Below are 22,923 nucleotides of genomic sequence, written 5' to 3'. Positions count from 1 at the left end.
ACAAACTGGAGACTGTCATGGAAAACCTGAATATGGATCTGCTGTACATGGCTGCCGCTGTGATGATGGGCCTGGCGGCAATCGGTGCTGCGATCGGTATCGGCATCCTCGGAGGCAAATTCCTGGAAGGCGCCGCACGCCAACCGGATCTGATTCCTCTGCTGCGTACGCAGTTCTTTGTTGTAATGGGTCTGGTGGATGCAATCCCAATGATCGCCGTTGGTCTGGGTCTGTACGTGATGTTTGCTGTCGCGTAAATAACCGATTGTTTATCGCCGACGCAGGTCAGCGATAAACGGCTTCTGCCGCTGTAACGGCGGCAGAAAAAGTTAACTTAATAAGAGGCATTGTGCTGTGAACATTAATGCAACAATCCTCGGCCAGGCCATCGCGTTCATCCTGTTTGTCCTGTTCTGCATGAAGTACGTATGGCCGCCGCTGATGGCCGCTATCGAAAAGCGCCAGAAAGAAGTTGCTGAAGGCCTTGCTTCCGCTGAACGTGCCAAAAAAGATTTGGATCTCGCGCAGGCTAATGCGACCGACCAGCTGAAAAAAGCGAAAGATGACGCTCAGGTAATCATTGAGCAGGCGAACAAACGCCGTGCACAGATCCTGGACGAAGCGAAAGCCGAGGCTGAACAGGAACGTAACAAGATCGTCACCCAGGCGCAGGCTGAAATCGATGCCGAGCGTAAACGTGCACGTGAAGAGTTGCGTAAGCAGGTCGCGATGCTGGCTGTTGCCGGCGCCGAGAAAATCATTGAACGCTCCGTGGATGAAGCTGCTAACAGCGACATCGTAGATAAACTGGTCGCTGAACTGTAAGGGAGGGGCTGATGTCTGAATTTACTACCGTAGCTCGCCCCTACGCTAAAGCCGCTTTTGACTTTGCGGTTGAGCATCAAAGTGTCGATCGCTGGCAGCAGATGCTGGCGTTTGCCGCCGAAGTGGCTGGCAATGAACAGGTATCAGAACTTCTTTCCGGCGCTCTGGCGCCGGAAGCGTTGTCTGGCGCTTTCATCGCAATCTGTGGTGACCAACTCGACGAAGCCGGCCAGAACCTGATTAAGGTTATGGCTGAAAACAAACGTTTGCCAGCGCTTACCGCTGTTCTGGAACAGTTCATCCAACTGCGTGCCGCACATGATGCGACCGCCGAGGTTGAAGTTATCTCTTCCACGACATTGAGCGATGAACAGCTGACCAAAATCAGCAGCGCGATGGAAAAACGTCTGTCACGCAAAGTTAAGCTGAATTGCAAAATTGATAAGTCTGTAATGGCAGGCGTAATCATCCGTGCGGGTGATATGGTCATTGACGGAAGCGTACGCGGTCGTCTCGAACGCCTCGCAGACGTCTTGCAGTCTTAAGGGGACTGGAGCATATATGCAACTGAATTCCACCGAAATCAGCGAACTGATCAAGCAGCGCATTGCTCAGTTCAATGTAGTGAGCGAAGCTCACAACGAAGGTACTATTGTTTCCGTAAGTGACGGTATCATCCGCGTCAACGGCCTGGCCGATGTGATGCAGGGTGAGATGATTGCCCTGCCGGGTAACCGTTACGCTATCGCACTGAACCTGGAGCGCGACTCCGTTGGTGCCGTAGTGATGGGCCCATACGCTGACCTCGCCGAAGGCATGAAGGTTAAGTGTACTGGCCGTATCCTGGAAGTTCCGGTAGGCCGTGGCCTGCTGGGCCGCGTGGTGAACACCCTGGGTGCACCTATCGACGGTAAAGGCGCTATCGACAACGACGGCTTCTCGCCGATCGAAGTGATTGCACCGGGCGTTATCGATCGTCAGTCCGTTGACCAGCCTGTACAGACCGGTTACAAATCTGTCGATGCGATGATTCCAATCGGCCGTGGCCAGCGTGAGCTGATCATCGGTGACCGTCAGACCGGTAAAACCGCGATGGCGATCGATGCGATCATCAACCAGCGCGATTCCGGCATCAAATGCGTTTACGTTGCTATCGGTCAGAAAGCCTCTACCATCGCTAACGTGGTGCGTAAGCTGGAAGAACACAACGCGCTGGCTAACACCATCGTTGTTGTTGCAACCGCATCTGAGTCTGCTGCTCTGCAATACCTGGCACCGTATGCCGGTTGCGCAATGGGCGAATACTTCCGTGACCGCGGTGAAGACGCGCTGATCGTATACGATGACCTGTCTAAACAGGCCGTTGCTTACCGTCAGGTTTCCCTGCTGCTGCGCCGTCCACCGGGCCGTGAAGCATTCCCAGGCGACGTGTTCTACCTCCACTCCCGTCTGCTGGAGCGTGCTTCCCGCGTGAGCGCCGACTACGTTGAGCGTTTCACCAACGGTGAAGTGAAAGGTAAAACCGGTTCTCTGACCGCGCTGCCAATCATCGAAACCCAGGCGGGTGACGTTTCTGCGTTCGTTCCGACCAACGTAATCTCGATTACCGATGGTCAGATCTTCCTGGAAACCAACCTGTTTAACTCTGGTATTCGTCCAGCAGTTAACCCGGGTATTTCGGTATCCCGTGTGGGTGGTGCAGCGCAGACCAAGATCATCAAGAAACTGTCCGGTGGTATCCGTACCGCGCTGGCACAGTATCGTGAACTGGCTGCGTTCTCTCAGTTCGCATCCGATCTGGACGAAGCAACCCGCAAACAGCTGAGCCACGGTCAGAAAGTGACCGAGCTGCTGAAACAGAAACAGTATGCGCCGATGTCCGTAGCGCAGCAGGGTCTGGTGCTGTTTGCTGCCGAGCGCGGCTTCCTGAATGACGTCGAACTGGCGAAAATCGGTAGCTTCGAAGCGGCACTGCTGTCCTTCGCGGATCGCGATCACGCTGAGCTGATGGCTGATATCAACCAGACTGGTAACTATAACGGCGAAATCGAAGAGAAGCTGAAAGGCCTCCTCGAGACGTTTAAAGCAACCCAGTCCTGGTAATGTCTGGCGGCTTGTTCCTTAGGGGGCAGGCCGCAAGGCTTTGAGGAGAAGCTTATGGCCGGCGCAAAAGAGATACGTAGTAAGATCGGCAGCGTGCAAAACACGCAGAAGATCACCAAAGCGATGGAAATGGTCGCCGCCTCCAAAATGCGTAAATCGCAAGAACGCATGGCGGCCAGCCGTCCTTATGCAGAAACCATGCGCAAAGTGATTGGTCACATTGCGTTAGGTAATCTGGAATACAAGCACCCTTACCTGGAAGAGCGCGCCGTTAAACGCGTTGGCTATCTGGTCGTATCTACCGACCGCGGGCTTTGTGGTGGTTTGAACATTAACCTGTTCAAAAGATTGCTGGCAGATATGAAAGGCTGGGCAGATAAAGGCGTTGAGAGCGATCTCGCCATTATCGGTTCTAAAGGCCTGTCATTCTTCAGTTCTGTCGGTGGCAACGTGGTTGCTCAGGTAAACGGAATGGGTGACAAACCTGCCCTCTCCGACCTGATTGGCCCGGTCAAAGTGATGCTGCAAGCATACGATGAAGGCCGCCTGGACAAGCTGTTTATTGTCAGCAACAAATTTATCAACACCATGTCTCAGTCTCCACAGATCGTACAGCTGCTGCCGTTACCGCCAGCGGATGATGCGGAAGGCGTTGTGAAGAAGAGTACCTGGGACTATCTGTATGAGCCGGATCCGAAAGCGCTGCTGGACACGTTACTGCGTCGCTATGTCGAATCTCAGGTTTACCAGGGTGTTGTAGAAAACCTGGCCAGCGAGCAGGCCGCGCGAATGGTGGCGATGAAAGCCGCAACCGACAACGGCGGAAACCTGATCAAAGAGCTGCAGTTGGTATACAACAAGGCTCGTCAGGCCAGCATCACCCAGGAACTTACCGAGATCGTCTCGGGGGCCTCCGCGGTTTAACCAGGTATACCCTGCTGCGTTTCGTACCGGCGGGGTATAAACGAATTAGGTAGAGGATTCAAGATGGCTACTGGAAAGATTGTCCAGGTAATCGGCGCCGTAGTTGACGTCGAATTCCCTCAGGACGCAGTACCACAAGTGTACAGCGCCCTTGAGGTTAAAAATGGTGATGCTCGTCTGGTGCTGGAAGTTCAGCAGCAGCTGGGTGGTGGCGTGGTTCGTACCATCGCCATGGGTTCTTCAGACGGCCTGAAGCGCGGTCTGGAAACTGTTGACCTTGAGCACCCGATCGAAGTACCAGTTGGTACTGCAACACTTGGCCGTATCATGAACGTGCTGGGTGAGCCAATCGATATGAAAGGCGATATCGGCGAAGAAGAGCGCTGGGCGATTCACCGCGCGGCACCTTCATACGAAGACCAGTCAAACTCTCAGGAGCTGCTGGAAACCGGTATCAAGGTTATCGACCTGATGTGTCCGTTCGCTAAGGGCGGTAAAGTTGGTCTGTTCGGTGGTGCGGGTGTAGGTAAAACCGTAAACATGATGGAGCTGATCCGTAACATCGCGGCTGAGCACTCAGGTTTCTCCGTATTTGCCGGTGTGGGTGAGCGTACTCGTGAGGGTAACGACTTCTACCACGAGATGACCGACTCTAACGTTATCGACAAAGTATCACTGGTTTATGGCCAGATGAACGAGCCACCAGGAAACCGTCTGCGCGTTGCGCTGACCGGCCTGACCATGGCTGAGAAGTTCCGTGACGAAGGTCGTGACGTACTGCTGTTCATCGATAACATCTACCGTTATACCCTGGCCGGTACTGAAGTATCAGCACTGCTGGGTCGTATGCCTTCTGCGGTAGGTTATCAGCCAACGCTGGCGGAAGAGATGGGCGTTCTGCAGGAACGTATCACCTCAACCAAGACGGGTTCAATCACCTCCGTACAGGCCGTTTACGTTCCTGCGGATGACTTGACTGACCCATCACCAGCCACCACCTTTGCGCACCTTGACGCAACCGTGGTACTGAGCCGTCAGATCGCTTCCCTGGGTATCTACCCGGCGGTTGACCCACTGGATTCTACCAGCCGTCAGCTGGATCCACTGGTTGTTGGTCAGGAACACTATGACACTGCGCGTGGCGTTCAGTCACTGCTGCAGCGTTATCAGGAACTGAAAGACATCATCGCCATCCTGGGTATGGACGAACTGTCAGAAGAAGACAAACTGGTGGTAGCACGCTCTCGTAAGATGCAGCGTTTCCTGTCCCAGCCGTTCTTCGTGGCAGAAGTATTCACCGGTTCTCCGGGCAAATACGTGTCGCTGAAAGATACCATCCGTGGCTTTAAAGGCATTATGGAAGGCGAGTTCGACCATCTGCCAGAGCAGGCTTTCTACATGGTGGGTTCCATCGAAGAAGCCGTGGAAAAAGCGAAGAAACTGTAATTTTACCCTGAGTCATTCAGGTTGCAGTAATGCGGCCTGAAGTATGACGGGTTAGTTTCTCAGGAGGTTAATTATGGCTATGACTTTTCACCTGGACGTTGTCAGCGCAGAACTGCAAATGTTCTCCGGTCTGGTACAAAGCATCCAGGTATCAGGTAGCGAAGGTGAGCTGGGTATTCGCCCAAACCACGCCCCGCTCCTGACTGCCATTAAGCCTGGTATGGTTCGCATCGTTAAGCAGCACGGTGACGAAGAGGTGATTTACCTCTCCGGCGGCGTGCTGGAAGTGCAGCCTGGCGCGGTTACCGTGCTGGCTGACACCGCGATCCGTGGTACCGACCTTGATGAAGCGCGCGCGCTGGAAGCGAAACGCAAAGCTGAAGAGCACATGAACAGCTCTCACGGCGATGTAGACTTCGCTATCGCGTCGGCAGAACTGGCGAAAGCCATTGCTAAGCTGCGCGTCATTGAGTTGACCAAGAAAGCGATGTAACTCAGGTTTAAGCTGCAGAATGCCAGTCAGGAAACTGACTGGCATTTTTTTTGCCTGTCGTTTCAAATCTCCGCTGTTCTGAAAGCTAATTTCGGGCCAAGAAAAATGTAGTATTCTTAGCGCTAAACCGCTTTACTTTCCTCATCAAAACAAGAATCAGGATGTCTATGTCTACCAGCCCGATGAGCGTGGTGATCCTTGCCGCTGGCAAAGGAACCCGCATGTACTCCGACCTGCCAAAAGTGCTGCACCTGCTGGCCGGAAAACCGATGGTTCAGCACGTTATCGATGCCGCCAAGGCGCTAAACGCGCAGCAGGTTAATCTGGTTTACGGCCACGGTGGCGATCTGCTGAAAAGCACGCTGGATGATGCCTCGCTGAACTGGGTGCTCCAGGCCGAGCAGCTGGGAACCGGGCATGCGATGCAGCAGGCCGCACCTCATTTTGCCGATGACGAAGATATTCTGATGCTGTACGGCGACGTGCCGCTGATCTCGGTGGATACCCTGCGCCAGCTTCAGGCCGCTAAACCCGAGGGCGGCATTGGTCTGCTGACGGTGATCCTCGATAACCCGACGGGCTACGGCCGCATCATTCGTGAAGGCGGCAAAGTGGTTGGCATCATCGAGCAAAAAGATGCCGCACCGGAACAACTGCTAATTAATGAAATCAATACCGGCATCCTGCTGGCCAACGGTGCCGACCTCAAGCGCTGGCTGGGCAAGCTGACCAATAACAACGCGCAGGGTGAATACTACATCACCGATATCATTGCGCTGGCCCATCTGGAAGGCCGCCATATCGAAGCGGTACACCCTGCCCGCACCACCGAAACCGACGGCGTCAACAATCGCCTGCAGCTGGCCACGCTGGAACGCGTTTATCAGGCCGAACAGGCTGAAAAACTGCTGCTGGCTGGCGTGATGCTGTTGGATCCGGCGCGCTTCGATCTGCGCGGTACGCTGGCGCACGGGCGTGATGTGGTGATTGATACCAATGTCATCATCGAGGGCCATGTGACCCTCGGCAACCGCGTCAAAATTGGCAGCGGCTGCGTGATTAAAAACAGCGTCATTGCCGACGACAGCATTATCAGCCCGTACACCGTGATCGAAGATGCACAGCTGGCCGAAGCCTGCACCGTCGGGCCGTTCGCCCGCCTGCGTCCGGGAAGCGAGCTGGCGGAAGGGGCGCATGTCGGTAACTTTGTTGAGATGAAAAAAGCGCGCCTGGGCAAAGGTTCCAAGGCGGGCCATCTGAGCTATCTGGGCGATGCCGAGATTGGTACAAACGTCAATATTGGCGCAGGTACAATCACCTGCAACTACGACGGGGTGAACAAGTCGAAAACCATCATCGGTGATGATGTGTTTGTCGGTTCTGATACCCAGCTTATCGCACCGGTTAAGGTGGCTGACGGCGTCACCATTGCCGCCGGAACGACTATTATGAAAGACGTGCCCGCCGCCGGGCTGGTCTACAATCGGAAAGAGCAGCAGCTGAACGCCAGCTGGCAGCGCCCGGTAAAGAAAAAATAAGTTTTCAACGGGACGGGGGAAAACCCCGCCCGATATAAAAAGCAGTAAACATAAAAATAATCCCCACTTTCTACAAAGGCTCGGGGAACCGGAAAATACGCGTCATCCTTCAAGCTACAGGTGTGTTGGCTTCGCCCGCTCACCCCGGTCACATAGTTCGCTATGCTCCCGGGGATTCACGGACTTGCCGCCTTCCTGAAGCATGAAGGATTGAGCGTTTTAACCGGAAAATCAGGTCAGAAGACAACGCTGATGGCATACGAAATGCCATTAAGTCAGGAAAATTTACTATGTGTGGAATTGTTGGTGCTGTAGCGCAGCGTGATATTGCAGAAATCCTGCTTGAAGGCCTGCGTCGTCTGGAATATCGTGGTTATGACTCCGCCGGTCTGGCCGTTGTTGACCAGCAGGGTCATGTCACCCGCCTGCGTCGTTTGGGTAAGGTGGTTAACCTGGCCGAAGCGGCGGAAGTCACGCCGCTGGTGGGGGGAACCGGTATTGCTCATACCCGCTGGGCGACCCACGGAGAGCCGTCGGAGGCCAATGCGCATCCGCATATTTCCGACCATATCATCATTGTTCACAACGGCATTATCGAGAACCACGAGCCGCTGCGTGAGCTGCTGATTGAACGCGGTTACACCTTTGCGTCCGAAACCGACACCGAAGTCGTTGCTCATCTGGTTCACTGGGAGCAGAAACAGGGCGGATCGCTGCGTGAGGTGGTGCTGCGCACTATCCCTCAGCTGCGCGGTGCCTACGGCATGGTGATTATGGACAGCCGCGATCCGTCGACGCTGATCGCGGCACGCTCAGGCAGTCTGCTGGTGATTGGTCGCGGCGTGGGGGAGAACTTCATCGCTTCCGATCAGCTGGCGCTGCTCCCGGTCACTCGCCGTTTCGTCTATCTGGAAGAAGGCGATATTGCCGAAATCACCCGCCGTGACGTGATCATCCTCGATCGCGACGGCAACACGGTGAAACGCGCGGAAATCGAATCCAACGTGCAGTATGACGCCGGTGATAAAGGGATTTATCGTCACTACATGCAGAAAGAAATTTATGAGCAGCCGGTGGCGATCAAAAACACCCTGAGCGGGCGTTTCAGTCACGGCGAGGTGGATCTTTCCGAGCTGGGGCCTAATGCCGACGCGCTGCTGGCGAACGTTGAGCACATCCAGATTGTGGCCTGCGGCACCTCCTACAACTCCGGTATGGTATCCCGCTACTGGTTTGAATCGCTGGCTAACGTGCCGTGCGATGTGGAGATCGCCTCCGAGTTCCGCTATCGCAAATCCGCCGTGCGTAAAAACAGCCTGTTGATTACGCTGTCGCAGTCCGGTGAAACCGCCGATACGCTGGCGGCGCTGCGCCTGTCGAAAGAGCTGGGCTACCTGGGATCGCTGGCCATCTGCAACGTGGCCGGTTCTTCACTGGTGCGCGAGTCGGATCTGGCGCTGATGACCAAAGCCGGCACTGAAATCGGCGTGGCCTCCACCAAAGCCTTCACCACCCAGCTGACCGTACTGCTGATGCTGGTGGCGCGGGTGGGTCGCCTGAAGGGTATCGACCCGCAGGTGGAGCACGATATCGTGCATGCCCTGCAGGCGCTGCCGAGCCGCATTGAGCAGATGCTGTCGCAGGATGAGCTGATCGCTGAACTGGCGGAAGATTTCTCTGATAAACAGCATGCGCTGTTCCTCGGCCGTGGCGATCAGTACCCGATCGCCATGGAAGGGGCGCTCAAGCTGAAAGAGATCTCCTATATTCATGCGGAAGCCTACGCGGCGGGCGAGCTGAAGCACGGCCCGCTGGCGCTGATTGATGCCGATATGCCGGTGATCGTGGTGGCTCCTAACAACGAACTGCTGGAGAAGCTGAAGTCGAACATTGAAGAAGTTCGCGCGCGCGGCGGCCTGCTGTACGTGTTTGCCGACGTCGATGCCGGATTTGCCAGCAGCGAAGGGATGCGGATTATTCCGCTGCCGCACGTTGAAGAAGTGATTGCACCGATCTTCTACACCGTGCCGCTACAGCTGCTCTCCTATCACGTGGCATTGATTAAGGGCACCGACGTCGATCAGCCGCGTAACCTGGCGAAATCCGTCACCGTAGAATAATTTCTACTCCGCCGTCTCTGTTTACAGATCCCGGCTAAAATATAATCCAGCCTGCTGACCTTCAGCCGGCTGGATTTTTTTTTCTTTCGGCAGCGGGATTATCCGGACGGGCGGCAGGAGCAGGACATGTTACTGAAAAAGTTGATGGCGATACTGATGGGGCTGGGCGGGCTGGTGGGGATATCCGGTGGTGTGCAGGCAGCCCGACCACCGCAGCCCGCGATGGATGCGCCGGGGGAGTGCCGCGACAGCGCTTTTTTACAGCAGCATCCGCTGACGGAAACCCTGCGCGCCGAGCCCTTTGTGATTTTCTACACCCGCAGCGGCGACAATGCGCCTCCGCTGGATGACACCACCGGCAGCGGCACGCCGGACTACGTTAAAAACGTGGCGATCCAGCTGCAGGCCGCCAATCAGTACTACCAGCAAATGCTGCGGTTAACCCCGCCGCTGGCGCAGCCGCGCTACCGACTGGCAAAAGCCATCCACGTCTACCTTTTCGATCTGCCGCGCGGCAACGGTATGGCGTTTGATGAAGTGACGCGGGTGAAGGGTGAGGACGGCAGCTGGCTGCCCTGTGCCTTGACCATCCGCATCAGTTCTAAGCTCAATCAACCGCTTAATCCCACGCCGGCCCACGAGCTGTTTCACCTTTATCAGTACGGCTACACCCAGTTTAAAGTCGGCTGGCTGCTGGAGGGCATGACGCGCTGGATTGAATCCGCGTTTAACGGCGAAATTATCATGTCGAAGAAACTCCAGGCGCGGCCGCCACTGAAAGGCGCTGAGCTTTATGCCCTGCGCTATTCAGCCTGGCCGTTCTGGCAGCGACTGGCCCGGGAGAAATACGGCACGGTGACGCTGTCGCCGGAGCTTGAGGCGGTACGCTACCTCGACGGTAATCCTGTTTTCCGCACCACCACCCTGCCGGGTGGCGAGGCGCTGGAACCGCTGCTTACCCGGCTGCAGGCGCTGAGCCGTGAACAGTCCCGCCAGGCGAATCTGCCGTTCTATCAGTGGCCGGAAAAGCTTCAGCAGTCGCACCAGTTTGACGACGTGATCTGCCAGGCGATGGAAGGCATTGAGTGTTCACGCTGAATGCCCGTTACGCCGCCCGGCAGTAATATGACCATCAGATTACCAGCGGCAGGACGCCCTGCCGCACCCGGGATCGGCGGCGGCCAGCGGTTTCTGCCGTTGCGCAATAATCCAGCGACGTTGATTTAAAGCCCATCCGTAATGTCCCAGTGTGCATGTCATAAAAGTGTCATATTTCGTACATTTTACTGTCACCAAACTGTCCTATTTTGCCTCCAGCAGCAAACATTATTCAGATAAACACAGCACTGGCCTGACTTTTAATCCCGTGGAGGGAACATGACACTGATGCACAAAACCCTGGCTCAATTCGTCGCCGTAACCCTGTCCCTGAGTGCGGTATCTGCCATGGCAGCCACCAACCTGACTGGCGCTGGCGGTACCTTCCCTGCTCCGGTTTATAACAAGTGGGCTGCGGAGTACAACACCGCAACAGGGACTCAGGTTAACTATCAGGGGATCGGTTCCTCCGGCGGCGTTAAGCAGATCATTGCTAAAACCGTAGATTTCGGTGCATCTGATGCGCCAATGAAAGACGAAGACCTTGAGAAAAATGGTCTGTTCCAGTTTCCGACAGTTATTGGCGGCGTGGTACTGGCGGTTAATATTCCTGGTATCAAATCTGGCCAGCTGATCCTCGACGGTAAAACCGTGGGCGACATCTACCTGGGCAACATCAAAAAGTGGAACGATGCCGCGATCACCAAGCTGAACCCGGGCGTGAAACTGCCGGACTCTGACATCAACGTGGTACGCCGCGCTGACGGTTCAGGTACCTCTTTCGTGTTCACCAGCTACCTGTCTAAAGTGAACAGCGACTGGAGCAGCAAAGTCGGTAAAGGCAGCACCGTTAACTGGCCGGTCGGTCTGGGCGGTAAAGGTAACGACGGCGTGGCCGCATTCGTACAGCGTCTGCCTGGCTCAATCGGCTACGTAGAATACGCTTACGCCAAGCAGAACAGCCTGGCCTACACCAAACTGGTGGATGCCGATGGTAAAGCCATCTCCCCTGGTGAGAAGAGCTTTAGCGACGCGGCTAAAGGCGCAGACTGGAGCCAGTCTTTCGCTCAGGATCTGACCTTCCAGAAGGGTGATAATGCATGGCCGATCACCTCAACCACCTTTATCCTGGTGCACAAACAGCAGGCTGACGCTGAGAAAGGCGCAACGGTGCTGAAGTTCTTCGACTGGGCTTATAAAAACGGCGGCAAAACCACCGCAGGCCTGGACTACGCTTCCCTGCCTGAGTCAGTGGTAACGCAGATCCGTGCCGCATGGAAAGCGAATATCAAAGACAGCTCTGGTAAAGCGCTGTACTAAGCTTCGGCTGACTATCCCAGGGGTCAGGCTTGCCTGACCCGATACTTATCCGCAGTATCAAAATCGAGAAGACTATGGCTGCAACCAAGCCGACATTCAAAGCTCCCGGCAAACAGGGTGACATTATTTTCGGTGCGCTGGTAAAACTGTCCGCGCTGATTGTTCTGCTCCTCCTCGGTGGCATTATTGTTTCCCTGATATTTTCCTCCTGGCCCAGCATCCATAAATTTGGTCTCTCCTTCCTGTGGACCAAAGAGTGGGATGCACCCAACGAACAATTCGGTGCGCTGGTTCCGATTTACGGCACCATCGTGACCTCCGTTATTGCCCTGATCATCGCCGTTCCGGTGAGCTTTGGCATTGCACTGTTCCTGACCGAGCTGGCACCCAACTGGCTACGCCGCCCTCTTGGCGTGGCAATTGAACTGCTGGCGGCCATTCCCAGTATTGTTTACGGCATGTGGGGGCTGTTTATTTTTGCGCCGCTGTTTGCCAAGTACTTCCAGCAGCCGGTCGGCGATGTGATGTCGAATATCCCGATTGTTGGCGCGCTGTTCTCCGGCCCGGCATTCGGTATCGGTATCCTCGCGGCGGGCATTATCCTGGCAATCATGATCATTCCTTACATCGCGTCGGTGATGCGTGACGTGTTTGAACAGACGCCCGTGATGATGAAAGAGTCGGCTTACGGCATCGGTTGCACCACCTGGGAAGTGATCTGGCGGGTCGTACTGCCGTTCACCAAAAATGGTGTGATTGGCGGCGTGATGCTCGGACTGGGTCGTGCACTCGGTGAAACGATGGCGGTGACCTTTATTATCGGTAATACCTACCAGCTCGACAGCGCCTCGCTGTTTATGCCGGGCAACAGTATTACCTCGGCACTGGCTAACGAATTTGCTGAAGCGGAATCCGGCGTGCATACCGCGGCGCTGATGGAGCTGGGGCTGATTCTGTTCGTCATTACCTTTATCGTGCTGGCATTTTCCAAGCTGATGATTATGCGACTGGCGAAAAGTGAAGGAGCGCGCTCATGACCACGATGGAATTGCAGGCTCGCGCTGAACTGGAAGCGTCGCGCCGTAAAATGCAGTCCTGGCGGCGGATGAAAAACCGTATCGCCCTCACCCTGTCGCTGCTGACCATGGCATTTGGTCTGTTCTGGCTGGTGTGGATCCTGTTCGCCACCGTGACTCGCGGTATCGACGGCATGACGCTGTCGCTGTTTACCGAAAACACCCCGCCGCCGAATACGGCCGGTGGCGGTCTGGCTAACGCCCTGGCGGGCAGCGGCCTGCTGATTTTCTGGTCAACCGCGGTCGGTACGCCTCTGGGCATTATGGCGGGTATCTATCTGGCCGAGTACGGACGCAAGTCCTGGCTCGCCGAAGTGATCCGTTTTATTAACGATATCCTGCTGTCTGCCCCGTCGATTGTGGTCGGCCTGTTCGTCTACACCATCGTGGTGGCGCAGATGCAGCACTTCTCCGGCTGGGCCGGTGTGGTGGCGCTGGCGCTGTTGCAGATCCCTATCGTTATCCGTACGACGGAAAACATGCTCAAGCTGGTTCCTGACAGCCTGCGTGAAGCGTCCTACGCGCTGGGTACGCCAAAGTGGAAGATGATTTCGGCGATTACGCTTAAAGCGTCAATCTCCGGCATCCTGACAGGCGTGCTGCTGGCGATAGCCCGTATTGCCGGGGAAACCGCGCCGCTGCTGTTTACATCACTGTCGAACCAGTTCTGGAGCACCGACATGATGCAGCCGCTGGCGAACCTGCCGGTCACCATCTTTAAGTTCGCCATGAGTCCGTTTGCCGAATGGCAGAGCCTGGCCTGGGCGGGTGTGCTGATTATTACGCTGTGTGTACTGTTACTGAACATCCTGGCACGCGTAGTTTTCGCCAAGAGTAAACATTAATTAAGCAGCGCGGCTGCGGCGGCGCGGACTAAGTGAGAGCAAAATGATTAATACTTCCGCTAAGATGATTCAGGTTCGTGATTTGAACTTCTATTACGGAAAATTCCACGCGCTGAAAAACATCAACCTGGATATCGCCAAAAATCAGGTTACCGCGTTTATCGGTCCGTCTGGCTGTGGTAAATCCACCCTGCTGCGTACCTTTAACAAGATGTTTTCTCTTTACCCGGAGCAGCGTGCGGAAGGCGAAATCCTGCTGGATGGCGATAACATTCTCACCGCCAGCCAGGATATCGCCCTGCTGCGCGCACGCGTGGGCATGGTCTTCCAGAAGCCAACGCCGTTCCCGATGTCCATTTATGACAACATCGCCTTCGGCGTTCGCCTGTTCGAAAAACTGTCGCGTGCCGATATGGACGAGCGCGTGCAGTGGGCGCTGACCAAAGCCGCGCTGTGGACGGAAACCAAAGACAAGCTGCATCAGAGCGGATACAGTCTGTCCGGCGGCCAGCAGCAGCGTCTGTGTATCGCACGCGGCATCGCGATTCGTCCGGAAGTGCTGTTGCTGGATGAGCCGTGTTCGGCGCTGGATCCGATCTCAACCGGTCGTATCGAAGAGCTGATTACCGAGCTGAAGCAGGACTACACCGTGGTGATCGTGACCCACAACATGCAGCAGGCGGCACGCTGCTCCGATCACACGGCATTTATGTACCTGGGCGAGCTGATCGAGTTCAGCGATACCGATACGCTGTTCACCAAACCGCATCAGAAGCAGACGGAAGATTACATTACCGGCCGCTACGGCTGAAAACAGGCAGTTACCTTTGCCAATTTGCGGCGGCGGCCTGCCCGCCCCCAAACTGACTGCGTTATTAACGCCTGTTTTAAACAGGTCTGGAGTTTGAGATGGAAAGCTTAAATCTGAACAAACATATCTCCGGCCAGTTCAACGCCGAGCTGGAGCATATTCGTACCCAGGTAATGACCATGGGGGGCATGGTGGAGCAGCAGCTGACTGACGCCATTACCGCCATGCATAACCAGGATGGTGAACTGGCCAACAAAGTGATTGAAGGCGATCACAAGGTCAACATGATGGAAGTGGCGATCGATGAAGCCTGCGTGCGCATCATCGCTAAACGTCAGCCGACCGCCAGCGACCTGCGCCTGGTGATGGCAATCATCAAAACTATCTCCGAGCTGGAACGCATCGGTGACGTGGCGGAGAAGATCAGCCGTACCGCGCTGGAGAAATTTACCCAGCAGCAGCAGCCGCTGCTGGTGAGCCTGGAATCACTGGGCCATCACACCATTGAGATGCTGCACGACGTGCTGGATGCCTTTGCGCGTATGGATCTGAATGCGGCGATTGAAATCTATCGCGAAGACAAGAAGGTTGACCAGGAGTATGAGGGCATCGTGCGTCAGCTGATGACCTATATGATGGAAGACCCGCGCACTATCCCGAGCGTGCTGACCGCGCTGTTCTGCGCCCGCGCCATCGAGCGTATCGGTGACCGCTGCCAGAACATCTGTGAAATCATCTTCTACTTCGTGAAGGGGCAGGACTTCCGCCACGTCGGCGGCGACCAGCTGGACAAGCTGCTGGCCGGTGACGACGGCGGCAGCAACCCGGCCTGATAATCAGTGGGGCCGATAATCGCGGCCCCGCTTTTTTTGCTGAACGCTCGCCGGGTATTCCTCCCCCGAGCGGCTTCTCTGCTTCAATATCTCGTTGACTCATTTTTTATTCATCGCTCTCCGTTCTCTCCTCTTCTTCTCTCATTGACGGTTTTTTCTGCTCACGCTGTTTCTCCATCCTCGTCTTTCTGATCCCCCTTGCGTCAGGGCTTTTTCCCTACCCGCCGCCCTGCTGATGCAACCGGATTTATTTCAGGTATATACTTGGCGCACAATTTGAACGATACGGCTTTGAAATAATGTCTTCTTCTCCTTCTGCCCAACGCGGCGTAACGCCGGGTAAAGCGATGGTTGCCGCCGTCAGCGGCTATGCAATGGATGGTTTTGACCTGCTGATCCTCGGCTTTATGCTGCCGGCGATTAGTGCTTCTCTGGTGCTTAATGCGTCTCAGGCGGGATCGCTGGTGACCTGGACGCTGATCGGCGCGGTGATTGGTGGGATTGTCTTCGGCCACCTCAGTGACCGACTGGGGCGTATTCGCGTACTGACCTTCACTATTCTGATGTTCTCGGTGTTTACCGGGCTATGCGCGGTAGCGCAGGGCTACTGGGATCTGCTGGCCTACCGTACGCTGGCCGGCATGGGATTAGGCGGCGAATTCGGCATCGGCATGGCGCTGATCGCCGAGGCCTGGCCCGCCAATAAACGCAACCGCGCCTCGGCGTGGGTCGGCATGGGCTGGCAGCTCGGCGTGCTGCTGGCGGCGTTTATCACCCCGTTCCTGCTGGACATTATCGGCTGGCGCGGCATGTTCCTCGTTGGCCTTCTTCCGGCGCTGGCCTCTTTTGCCATTCGTCGCGGCATGGGAGAGCCGGAAGCGTTTACGAAGCATGTCGACGTGAATCAAGGGCTGTCGTTCCTGGCACGCATCCGGCTGCTGTTTGCCGACAGGGCGACGTCTAAGGCCAGTATCGGCATCTTTATCCTCTGCTCGGTGCAGAACTTCGGCTACTACGGGCTGATGATCTGGATGCCCAGCTATCTCTCCTCCAACTTTGGCTTCTCGCTGACCAAATCCGGCCTGTGGACGGCGGTGACCGTGGTGGGTATGACCTTCGGCATCTGGCTGTTTGGCCTGCTGGCGGATCGCTTTGCGCGCTGGAAGATTTTCCTGATCTATCAGGTAGGTGCGGTGGTGATGGTGGTGGTTTATGCCCAGCTGCGTGACCCGACGGTGATGCTGTTTACCGGCGCGCTGATGGGGATGTTCGTCAACGGCATGATTGGCGGCTACGGCGCGCTGATCTCTGACACCTATCCGGTGAAGGTACGCGCCACCGCGCAGAACGTGCTGTTCAACCTCGGTCGCGGCGTCGGCGGCTTTGGCCCGCTGGTGATTGGCCTGCTGGTGGGCCAGTGGTCGTTTACCGCCGCCATCACCCTGCTGGCGCTGATCTACCTGCTGGATATCTTCGCCACCCTGTTCCTGCTGCCGAAAAAACAGGGCAGCGAGGACGTGCTGGGAGCGATTGGCTGATGCCCGTCTGGCCCGGATGCGATTATCGTCCGGGCCGAGCGGGTCTATCGCGCAGAGATCCGCACTTCACACGGCCGCAGCAGTTCCCCGCTCAGATTGCAGACTCTCACTCCCTTGCTGTTCCGCCAGCGTACCGTATTTACATAATGCATAACGTTTCCCTTCAGGTTTAATGGGTTGCCGACGAGGCCAGCATTCGCCGAAAGGCGCGGCCCTGGCTGTCAAACAGGTAGCAGCACTCCACTGGCAGCCCGACGCCGACGGTTTCGCCCACGCGGATCGTCGAGCGCTCGGGATTACGCACTACCCAGGGTTCACCGACGTTGCCGTTATCCAGATAGAGGTAGGTTTCATTACCCATATGTTCCACGAACATCACCTCGCCCTGATACTCGCACTGCGCGAGGCTACCGCCGCGAATATGCTCCGGGCGGATGCCGATATTCACGCTTTGCCCCTCGGCTTCGGGCGGCGTGGCAACAGGCAGCACCAGCGATTTACCGTTATCCAGCTCCACCACGCTCTGCCGCTCTCCGGCACGGCGCAGCACCGCCGGGATCAGATTCATTTTAGGGGAGCCGATAAACTGGGCGACAAATTCGTTAGCCGGATGGTCGTACAGCTCCAGCGGCGTGCCAACCTGTTCAATATTCCCCTGATTCAGCACCACAATCCGGTCTGCCAGGGTCATGGCCTCCACCTGATCGTGAGTGACGTAAATAATGGTCGATCCCAGCCGCTTGTGCAGCGAGGCAACCTCCATGCGCATCTGCACACGCAGTGAGGCATCGAGGTTAGAGAGCGGCTCATCGAACAAAAACAGCCGGGGTTCGCGCACTATCGCCCGACCAATCGCCACGCGCTGGCGCTGGCCGCCGGAAAGGTCCTTTGGCCGCCGCTCCAGCAGGGGTTCCAGCTGCAGGATGCCGGCGGTTTCCTGCACTCTGCGCGCGATCTCATCTGCCGGATGGCCCGCCAGCTCCAGCGCAAAGGCCATATTCTTAAACACGCTCATATGCGGATAAAGCGCATAGGACTGGAAGACCATGCCGATGCCGCGTTCGGCGGGGCTGTCATCGTTGACGTAGCTGCCGTCGATATACATGCCGCCGCCGCTGATCTCCTCCAGACCGGCGATCATGCGCAGTAGCGTGGACTTGCCGCAGCCGGAAGGCCCGACCACCACCACGAACTCGCCGCTGTTAATCTGAAGATCCAGTGACTTAATGACTTCCGCTTTGTTGCCGTAGCGTTTTTGCAGGTTTTTCAGCGTTAATTGCGCCATATTCTCTCCACTCAGCGTTTGCGATAGCTGGACGGGGCGCCGCTGCGCCCCCTCTCTGAACTTATTTCAGGTAATTAAGCCACGGGCTCTGGCGCGATATCATCACATCCACCAGCTCCGGAATGGCACGGCACTTATCGTTGACCGAATCCACCAGCAGCGCCTGAATTACCAGATCGCGCGAGCCGTTAAGGATCGCCTCCGCGGTCAGATCGTGAACACCAATCTGGTTGCACAGCAGCCCGGCGATGCCGGACGGAACCTCAACCGGAATGCCATGCACTCCTTTACGGTCGATAATGGCCGGGACTTCCACCGCGATAAATTCCGGCAGCTGTTTGATAAAGCCCTTGTTGGGGATATTTACCGCGGCTTCTTCATAACCGGAGTCGTTAATTATCCCCTCCATGATTGCCACTACCCGCTCTTTCATCTTCAGCTCGATCGACGGCTGAACTTGGCCGAGGTAGTTGCGATAGAAGGTATAGAAGTCGAGGATGCCCCGATGGTCACTGACTTCGCTGGCCCAGCGAATGTACTCGCCGAAGTGGCTGTCGCTGGTGATCGGCAGATAGTTAAACTTCTGCAAAATTTCCTTAAACAACGTGCGGTCCGACCATTCCCAGGCACTGTCCCGGCCGCCCAGCGCGGCGCGCTCGGTGGCACCTTCCGTCTCCAGCACCTTCCCGTGGATACGGGTGTAGGCCAGGATATCGCTGTAGCCCGGCAGGCGGGAGAAATAATCCGGCGCTTTGGCACGCACATCGGCATAGGCATCCTCGCCGCTGTCCTTATAGCGCGCCTCCAGCAGCACGCTAAAGTGGTTAAGTCCACCGGCCCGCAGGTTGAGATTGTCAAAGGAAGTGCCCAGCATTTCCGGCAGATAGCGCTCCAGAGAGGCAATTTCGTGGCACATGCCGACAAAATTCAGCTCCGGGAAACGGCGGTGTACGGTGGTACAGATACGGCTCATCGGGTTGGAGTAATTAAATACCCAGGCCTGCGGGCAGATATCGGCAATATCGGCGCAGATATCCAGAATCGGTGGGATGATACGCAGCGAATGGAACAGGCCGCCGGGGCCGCCGTTCTCGCCGTATACCTGCTGAATGCCGTACTGCTGCGGGATCTGCCAGTCGAGATCCCACAGCGCGAAGCGATCGCCCACCTCAATGGAGATAATCACAAACTCCGCGCCGCGCAGCGCTTCCCGGCGGTCGGTGGTGGCGCTGATGATAAACGGCAGATCCTGATGCGCGATAAAGTCACGTGCGGTTTTTTCCGTCACCGCCAGCGCAACGGGATTAATATCGAGCAGCACGATCTCACTGCCGTACAGCGTGGTGCTCTGGAAGATATCACCGAGCGTGCCGTAGCCGAACTGCGCGCTGCCCGCACCCACTAAAACGATTTTTGTAGCCATTTGCTTATCTCCTTGAGGTAAATCGACATTAGCCTTTAACTGCGCCGTTAGTTAATCCGCTGACGATGCGGCGCTGGAACAGCAGTACCAGCCCGACGATCGGCAGCGTGACGATGACCGAGGCCGCCATGATGGTGCCCCACGGAAGTTCATACTGAGAGGCACCCTGCAGCATGCCGATGGCGACGGGCACGGTGCGCTTGCCGCTGGAAATCACGAAGGTCAGTGCGAACATGAACTCATTCCATGCGCCGATAAACGCCAGCAGCCCGGTAGTGACCAGCGACGGCCCCATAATCGGCGCGAAAACGCGGGTAATAATGGTCCAGGTACTGGCGCCGTCGACGATCGCCGCCTCTTCCAGCTCCACCGGAATAGCGCGCATAAAGGTGGTCAGCACCCAGACGGTAAACGGCAGTGAAAACGTGGTGTAAGAGAGCACCAGCGCGCCCAGCGAGTCATACAGGCCCATAAAGCGCACCAGCTCGAACATGCCGGAAAGGACCGCCACCTGCGGAAACATCGAAACGCAGAGGATGGTAAACAGCAGATATTTGCGGCCGCGAAAGCGGATGCGCGCCAGCGCAAACGCGGCGGTGATGGAAACCAGCAGGCACAGGCCCACCGTCAGGGTCGCCACCGTCATCGAATTCAGCAGGCTGCGGGCGATGCCGCTTTCCATCAGCGCGTTCACGTAGTTGCCCCAGTTCAGCCCGTCCGGCAGATAGCTGACGCGGAACAGATCCTTGCCTTCCCGCAGTGAGGTCACGATGGCGTAGTAAAACGGGAACAGGCAAAGAATACTGGCCAGCGACGCGCCGGAAAAAATCAGCGCCTTATGGCCCATTTGCTGCTGGTGACGGCTCAGTTTCATTTGTTCTCTCCGTGATTGAAGCGGCCTGCGGCCAGGAAGCAGGCGGCAATACCCGCGACCATCATGAACACCAGCACCGAGGCCGCAGAGCCGGAACCCATCTGCTGATAGCTGACCATCAGGTCGCGGGCATAGCCGGAGACCGATACCGTGGCTTCGCTGTTGGAGGTCAGGACGTAAATCAGGTCAAACACCCGCAGCGCATCCATCACGCGGAAAATCAGCGCCACAATCATCGCGGGCATAATCAGAGGCAGCGTGATGCGGCGAAAGCGCTGCCAGGCGTTAGCCCCGTCAACCCGGGCTGCTTCATACAAATCGCCGGGGATCAGCTGCAGCGCGGCCAGCAGCATCAGCGCCATAAACGGCGTGGTTTTCCACACGTCGGCGATAATCACCGCCCACATCGACAGATGCGGTTCTGCCACCCACGCCAGCGGCGTGCTGATAACGCCCAGCTTCAGCAGCAGGTCGTTCACCACGCCGTACTGATCGTGAAACATCCAGCCCCACATCTTGGCGGAGACGATGGTCGGAATGGCCCAGGGAACCAGAATGGCCGTGCGTACCAGGCCCTGACCGCGAAACTTCTGGTTCATCAGCAGCGCCAGCAGCATGCCGAACACCAGTTCCAGCGATACTGAAATCAGGCTGAAGCGCAGCGTGTTGCCCACCGCCAGCCACCACTGCGGATCCGCCAGGATGCCGAAACGATGGCCGCCTCCGGCGAAGTCGAGATAGTTAGCGAAGCCAACAAAGCGATAATCGTCCGGCGTGTCCAGCATCGCATCGGTGAAGCTGTAGAACAGGGTGCGTAACAGCGGCCACCCCGCGACCGCCGCCAGCAGCAGCATAGCGGGCGCCACCAGCAGCCAGGCAACGCGACTGCGCCGCTGCTGGTGGTTCAGTTTGCTGCGTTTTGCCGTGGTCACCGCGTGCGGTTCCGGCGTTGCCGTCAGGGATAAGGAACGCGTTTCATCTTTCATCGTGCAGGCTCCGGTGTGTTTACAGGGCGATATCAGCGCCACTCTCTGGCTTTAATCCGTTCCAGCCTCTGCTGCAGGCCAGCGACCGCCGTTTCGCCATCGCTGCTGCCGCGAAGCACGTTAAAGGTGGCGTTGTAGATTGCCCGGGATACCTGGGCGTACTGTCGTTTGGTCTGGGTGGCCGGGCGCGGAATGGCGCGGGCGAAAATTTCCTTGAAGCTGGCGAGATAGGGCACCTGCGCCAGCACCTGCGGATCGTCATACAGCGCGGTGCGCGACGGCGGCCAGCCCATCAGCGTCAGCCCTTCACGCTGGGATTGGGCATCGCTGACGATTTTCAGCAGTTCGAAGGCGGCGTCGGGATTTTTGGTGTAGGCGCTGATCGCCCACTGCCAGCCGCCCAGCGTGCTGAGTGAGCGGCCTTCATCGCCCGCCGGGAGCGGCATCAGGCCCACTTTGCCTTTGATGGCGCTGCTGCTGTCCTGAGTCAGAACCCAGGCGTACAGCCAGTTGCGCATAAACAGCGCATCACCGTTCTGGAATACCGCGCGTGACTCCTCTTCCATATAGCCCAACGCACCACGCGGCACGATGGTGCCAATCCAGCCCGCGGCTTTATCCAGCGCCTGCGCCGCCTGCGGATTATTGATGGTGATCGCTCCATCCTGAGTAATGAAATCGCCGCCGCGCTGCGAAGCCACCCACTCCAGCGCGTTGCAGGTCAGCCCCTCGTAGGATTTACCCTGAAACACCAGACCCCAGAAGTTTTTATGCCCGGCCTCGCGTTCCTGCTGCTGAATGCGCGCGCTGATGCGAGCCATCTCATCCCAGGTTTTTGGCGGCTGTTCGCCGTAGCGCTCCAGCAGGTCTTTGCGGTAGTAGAGCGCGCCGGTATCCAGAAAAGCGGGAACGGCTTTCACCCGGCCGTTAACGACGTTGTTCTGCCAGGCGGAAGGGAAAAAATCGTCGCGCATCGAACCGACGCGATCGGTGAGGTCCAGCAGGTGCTTGTTCAGTACGCCGATCCACACGGTATCCGCCTGAAACAGGTCGATGGCGCTGCTGTCTTTGGCTGCAAACAGCTGCTGAAACAGCGACAGCTTTTCATCCGAGGCGCGGGGGAGATCGATAAACTCCAGCGTATGGCCGGTCTGCGCTTCAAAGCGCTGCTTGATGTCATGACAGAACTGGCGGCCTTCCCTGCTGGGTGGGCACTCCATGCGCAGGGTATCGGCAAGGGTGGAAGCGGACAGCAGCGCCGCCGCACAGACAAGCAGGCTCGGAATCACTTTTCTCATGACGTCCTCTCAGTTAGCGGCCGGGTGCCGATACCGGACAAACTAACGAAAGCGGATCATTGAAGGAAATCGATTTAATTGGCTATG

At 56.8% G+C, this 22,923-nt stretch carries 21 protein-coding genes; 16 read left to right on the top strand and 5 right to left on the bottom strand.

Annotation, left to right across the window (positions count from 1 at the left end; all coding sequences use genetic code 11):
* The first annotated feature begins 17 nt into the window (after positions 1-17).
* The 16 genes from atpE (at position 18) to EC836_RS15420 (ending at position 16,970) form a co-directional block, all read left to right on the top strand.
* Complete coding sequence (atpE, locus tag EC836_RS15495; protein WP_003849523.1) at positions 18-257, top strand: F0F1 ATP synthase subunit C; 240 nt, start codon at positions 18-20, stop codon at positions 255-257.
* 97 nt (positions 258-354) lie between these two features.
* Positions 355-825, top strand: coding sequence for a F0F1 ATP synthase subunit B (gene atpF, locus EC836_RS15490; RefSeq protein WP_123334652.1), 471 nt, complete (start codon positions 355-357; stop codon positions 823-825).
* An 11-nt stretch (positions 826-836) separates the two neighbouring features.
* Positions 837-1,370, top strand: coding sequence for a F0F1 ATP synthase subunit delta (atpH, locus tag EC836_RS15485; RefSeq protein WP_123334650.1), 534 nt, complete (start codon positions 837-839; stop codon positions 1,368-1,370).
* 16 nt (positions 1,371-1,386) lie between these two features.
* On the top strand, positions 1,387-2,928 hold the full coding sequence (atpA, locus tag EC836_RS15480; RefSeq protein WP_123334648.1) for a F0F1 ATP synthase subunit alpha: 1,542 nt from the start codon (positions 1,387-1,389) through the stop codon (positions 2,926-2,928).
* A 54-nt stretch (positions 2,929-2,982) separates the two neighbouring features.
* The gene (atpG, locus tag EC836_RS15475) at positions 2,983-3,852 is read left to right on the top strand and encodes a F0F1 ATP synthase subunit gamma (RefSeq protein WP_123334645.1); all 870 of its coding nucleotides are present in this window, start codon (positions 2,983-2,985) and stop codon (positions 3,850-3,852) included.
* 63 nt (positions 3,853-3,915) lie between these two features.
* Positions 3,916-5,298: a F0F1 ATP synthase subunit beta gene (gene atpD / locus EC836_RS15470; RefSeq protein WP_105595289.1), complete on the top strand. Its 1,383-nt coding sequence runs from the start codon at positions 3,916-3,918 to the stop codon at positions 5,296-5,298.
* A gap of 73 nt (positions 5,299-5,371) precedes the next feature.
* The gene (locus tag EC836_RS15465; protein ID WP_105595290.1) at positions 5,372-5,791 is read left to right on the top strand and encodes a F0F1 ATP synthase subunit epsilon; all 420 of its coding nucleotides are present in this window, start codon (positions 5,372-5,374) and stop codon (positions 5,789-5,791) included.
* A gap of 167 nt (positions 5,792-5,958) precedes the next feature.
* Positions 5,959-7,329: a bifunctional UDP-N-acetylglucosamine diphosphorylase/glucosamine-1-phosphate N-acetyltransferase GlmU gene (gene glmU, locus EC836_RS15460; RefSeq protein ID WP_123334643.1), complete on the top strand. Its 1,371-nt coding sequence runs from the start codon at positions 5,959-5,961 to the stop codon at positions 7,327-7,329.
* 290 nt (positions 7,330-7,619) lie between these two features.
* Positions 7,620-9,449, top strand: a complete 1,830-nt coding sequence (glmS, locus tag EC836_RS15455; protein ID WP_123334641.1) for a glutamine--fructose-6-phosphate transaminase (isomerizing) — start codon at positions 7,620-7,622, stop codon at positions 9,447-9,449.
* 126 nt (positions 9,450-9,575) lie between these two features.
* On the top strand, positions 9,576-10,547 hold the full coding sequence (locus EC836_RS15450; protein ID WP_123334639.1) for a peptidase: 972 nt from the start codon (positions 9,576-9,578) through the stop codon (positions 10,545-10,547).
* A 279-nt stretch (positions 10,548-10,826) separates the two neighbouring features.
* Positions 10,827-11,867 carry a phosphate ABC transporter substrate-binding protein PstS gene (gene pstS / locus EC836_RS15445; RefSeq protein WP_123334637.1) on the top strand — a complete coding sequence of 347 codons (1,041 nt, stop codon included), beginning with the start codon at positions 10,827-10,829 and terminating at the stop codon, positions 11,865-11,867.
* Between the two features lie 74 nt (positions 11,868-11,941).
* The gene (gene pstC / locus EC836_RS15440) at positions 11,942-12,904 is read left to right on the top strand and encodes a phosphate ABC transporter permease PstC (RefSeq protein ID WP_123334722.1); all 963 of its coding nucleotides are present in this window, start codon (positions 11,942-11,944) and stop codon (positions 12,902-12,904) included.
* A complete protein-coding gene (gene pstA, locus EC836_RS15435; RefSeq protein WP_123334635.1) occupies positions 12,901-13,788 on the top strand; it encodes a phosphate ABC transporter permease PstA in 888 nt (295 codons plus the stop codon). Before pstC ends, pstA begins: the two co-directional genes overlap by 4 nt.
* A gap of 43 nt (positions 13,789-13,831) precedes the next feature.
* Positions 13,832-14,599: a phosphate ABC transporter ATP-binding protein PstB gene (pstB, locus tag EC836_RS15430; RefSeq protein WP_123334633.1), complete on the top strand. Its 768-nt coding sequence runs from the start codon at positions 13,832-13,834 to the stop codon at positions 14,597-14,599.
* Between the two features lie 98 nt (positions 14,600-14,697).
* Positions 14,698-15,432: a phosphate signaling complex protein PhoU gene (gene phoU, locus EC836_RS15425; RefSeq protein WP_123334631.1), complete on the top strand. Its 735-nt coding sequence runs from the start codon at positions 14,698-14,700 to the stop codon at positions 15,430-15,432.
* A gap of 299 nt (positions 15,433-15,731) precedes the next feature.
* Positions 15,732-16,970: an MFS transporter gene (locus EC836_RS15420; RefSeq protein ID WP_123334628.1), complete on the top strand. Its 1,239-nt coding sequence runs from the start codon at positions 15,732-15,734 to the stop codon at positions 16,968-16,970.
* Between the two features lie 169 nt (positions 16,971-17,139).
* On the opposite strand, the gene EC836_RS15415 is transcribed toward EC836_RS15420, so the two are convergent.
* From EC836_RS15415 to EC836_RS15395, 5 genes are all read right to left on the bottom strand, one after another.
* The gene (locus EC836_RS15415) at positions 17,140-18,255 is read right to left on the bottom strand and encodes an ABC transporter ATP-binding protein (protein WP_123334626.1); all 1,116 of its coding nucleotides are present in this window, start codon (positions 18,253-18,255) and stop codon (positions 17,140-17,142) included.
* Between the two features lie 61 nt (positions 18,256-18,316).
* Complete coding sequence (locus tag EC836_RS15410) at positions 18,317-19,678, bottom strand: alpha-glucosidase (RefSeq protein WP_123334624.1); 1,362 nt, start codon at positions 19,676-19,678, stop codon at positions 18,317-18,319.
* 28 nt (positions 19,679-19,706) lie between these two features.
* Entirely contained in the window at positions 19,707-20,552 is an 846-nt protein-coding gene (locus tag EC836_RS15405; RefSeq protein ID WP_123334622.1) for a carbohydrate ABC transporter permease, read from the bottom strand.
* A complete protein-coding gene (locus tag EC836_RS15400; RefSeq protein WP_123334620.1) occupies positions 20,549-21,538 on the bottom strand; it encodes a carbohydrate ABC transporter permease in 990 nt (329 codons plus the stop codon). Before EC836_RS15400 ends, EC836_RS15405 begins: the two co-directional genes overlap by 4 nt.
* 32 nt (positions 21,539-21,570) lie before the next feature.
* Entirely contained in the window at positions 21,571-22,836 is a 1,266-nt protein-coding gene (locus EC836_RS15395) for an ABC transporter substrate-binding protein (RefSeq protein WP_123334618.1), read from the bottom strand.
* Between the last annotated feature and the right edge of the window lie 87 nt (positions 22,837-22,923).

It is taken from the genome of Erwinia sp. JUb26 (assembly GCF_003751505.1).
Classification (GTDB): domain Bacteria; phylum Pseudomonadota; class Gammaproteobacteria; order Enterobacterales; family Enterobacteriaceae; genus Erwinia.
Note: the sequence above shows the minus strand (reverse complement) of the source record. Positions and strands in the feature narration are given on the sequence as shown.

Coding starts and splice junctions, on each gene's coding strand:
- EC836_RS15400 (WP_123334620.1), bottom strand. CDS start 21,538: ATGAAAGATGAAACGCGTTCCTTATCCCTGACGGCAACGCCGGAACCG.
- atpE (WP_003849523.1), top strand. CDS start 18: ATGGAAAACCTGAATATGGATCTGCTGTACATGGCTGCCGCTGTGATG.
- pstA (WP_123334635.1), top strand. CDS start 12,901: ATGACCACGATGGAATTGCAGGCTCGCGCTGAACTGGAAGCGTCGCGC.
- EC836_RS15415 (WP_123334626.1), bottom strand. CDS start 18,255: ATGGCGCAATTAACGCTGAAAAACCTGCAAAAACGCTACGGCAACAAA.
- atpA (WP_123334648.1), top strand. CDS start 1,387: ATGCAACTGAATTCCACCGAAATCAGCGAACTGATCAAGCAGCGCATT.
- EC836_RS15410 (WP_123334624.1), bottom strand. CDS start 19,678: ATGGCTACAAAAATCGTTTTAGTGGGTGCGGGCAGCGCGCAGTTCGGC.
- EC836_RS15465 (WP_105595290.1), top strand. CDS start 5,372: ATGGCTATGACTTTTCACCTGGACGTTGTCAGCGCAGAACTGCAAATG.
- EC836_RS15395 (WP_123334618.1), bottom strand. CDS start 22,836: ATGAGAAAAGTGATTCCGAGCCTGCTTGTCTGTGCGGCGGCGCTGCTG.
- phoU (WP_123334631.1), top strand. CDS start 14,698: ATGGAAAGCTTAAATCTGAACAAACATATCTCCGGCCAGTTCAACGCC.
- EC836_RS15450 (WP_123334639.1), top strand. CDS start 9,576: ATGTTACTGAAAAAGTTGATGGCGATACTGATGGGGCTGGGCGGGCTG.
- atpH (WP_123334650.1), top strand. CDS start 837: ATGTCTGAATTTACTACCGTAGCTCGCCCCTACGCTAAAGCCGCTTTT.
- atpG (WP_123334645.1), top strand. CDS start 2,983: ATGGCCGGCGCAAAAGAGATACGTAGTAAGATCGGCAGCGTGCAAAAC.
- pstC (WP_123334722.1), top strand. CDS start 11,942: ATGGCTGCAACCAAGCCGACATTCAAAGCTCCCGGCAAACAGGGTGAC.
- EC836_RS15405 (WP_123334622.1), bottom strand. CDS start 20,552: ATGAAACTGAGCCGTCACCAGCAGCAAATGGGCCATAAGGCGCTGATT.
- glmS (WP_123334641.1), top strand. CDS start 7,620: ATGTGTGGAATTGTTGGTGCTGTAGCGCAGCGTGATATTGCAGAAATC.
- pstS (WP_123334637.1), top strand. CDS start 10,827: ATGACACTGATGCACAAAACCCTGGCTCAATTCGTCGCCGTAACCCTG.
- atpD (WP_105595289.1), top strand. CDS start 3,916: ATGGCTACTGGAAAGATTGTCCAGGTAATCGGCGCCGTAGTTGACGTC.
- pstB (WP_123334633.1), top strand. CDS start 13,832: ATGATTAATACTTCCGCTAAGATGATTCAGGTTCGTGATTTGAACTTC.
- glmU (WP_123334643.1), top strand. CDS start 5,959: ATGTCTACCAGCCCGATGAGCGTGGTGATCCTTGCCGCTGGCAAAGGA.
- EC836_RS15420 (WP_123334628.1), top strand. CDS start 15,732: ATGTCTTCTTCTCCTTCTGCCCAACGCGGCGTAACGCCGGGTAAAGCG.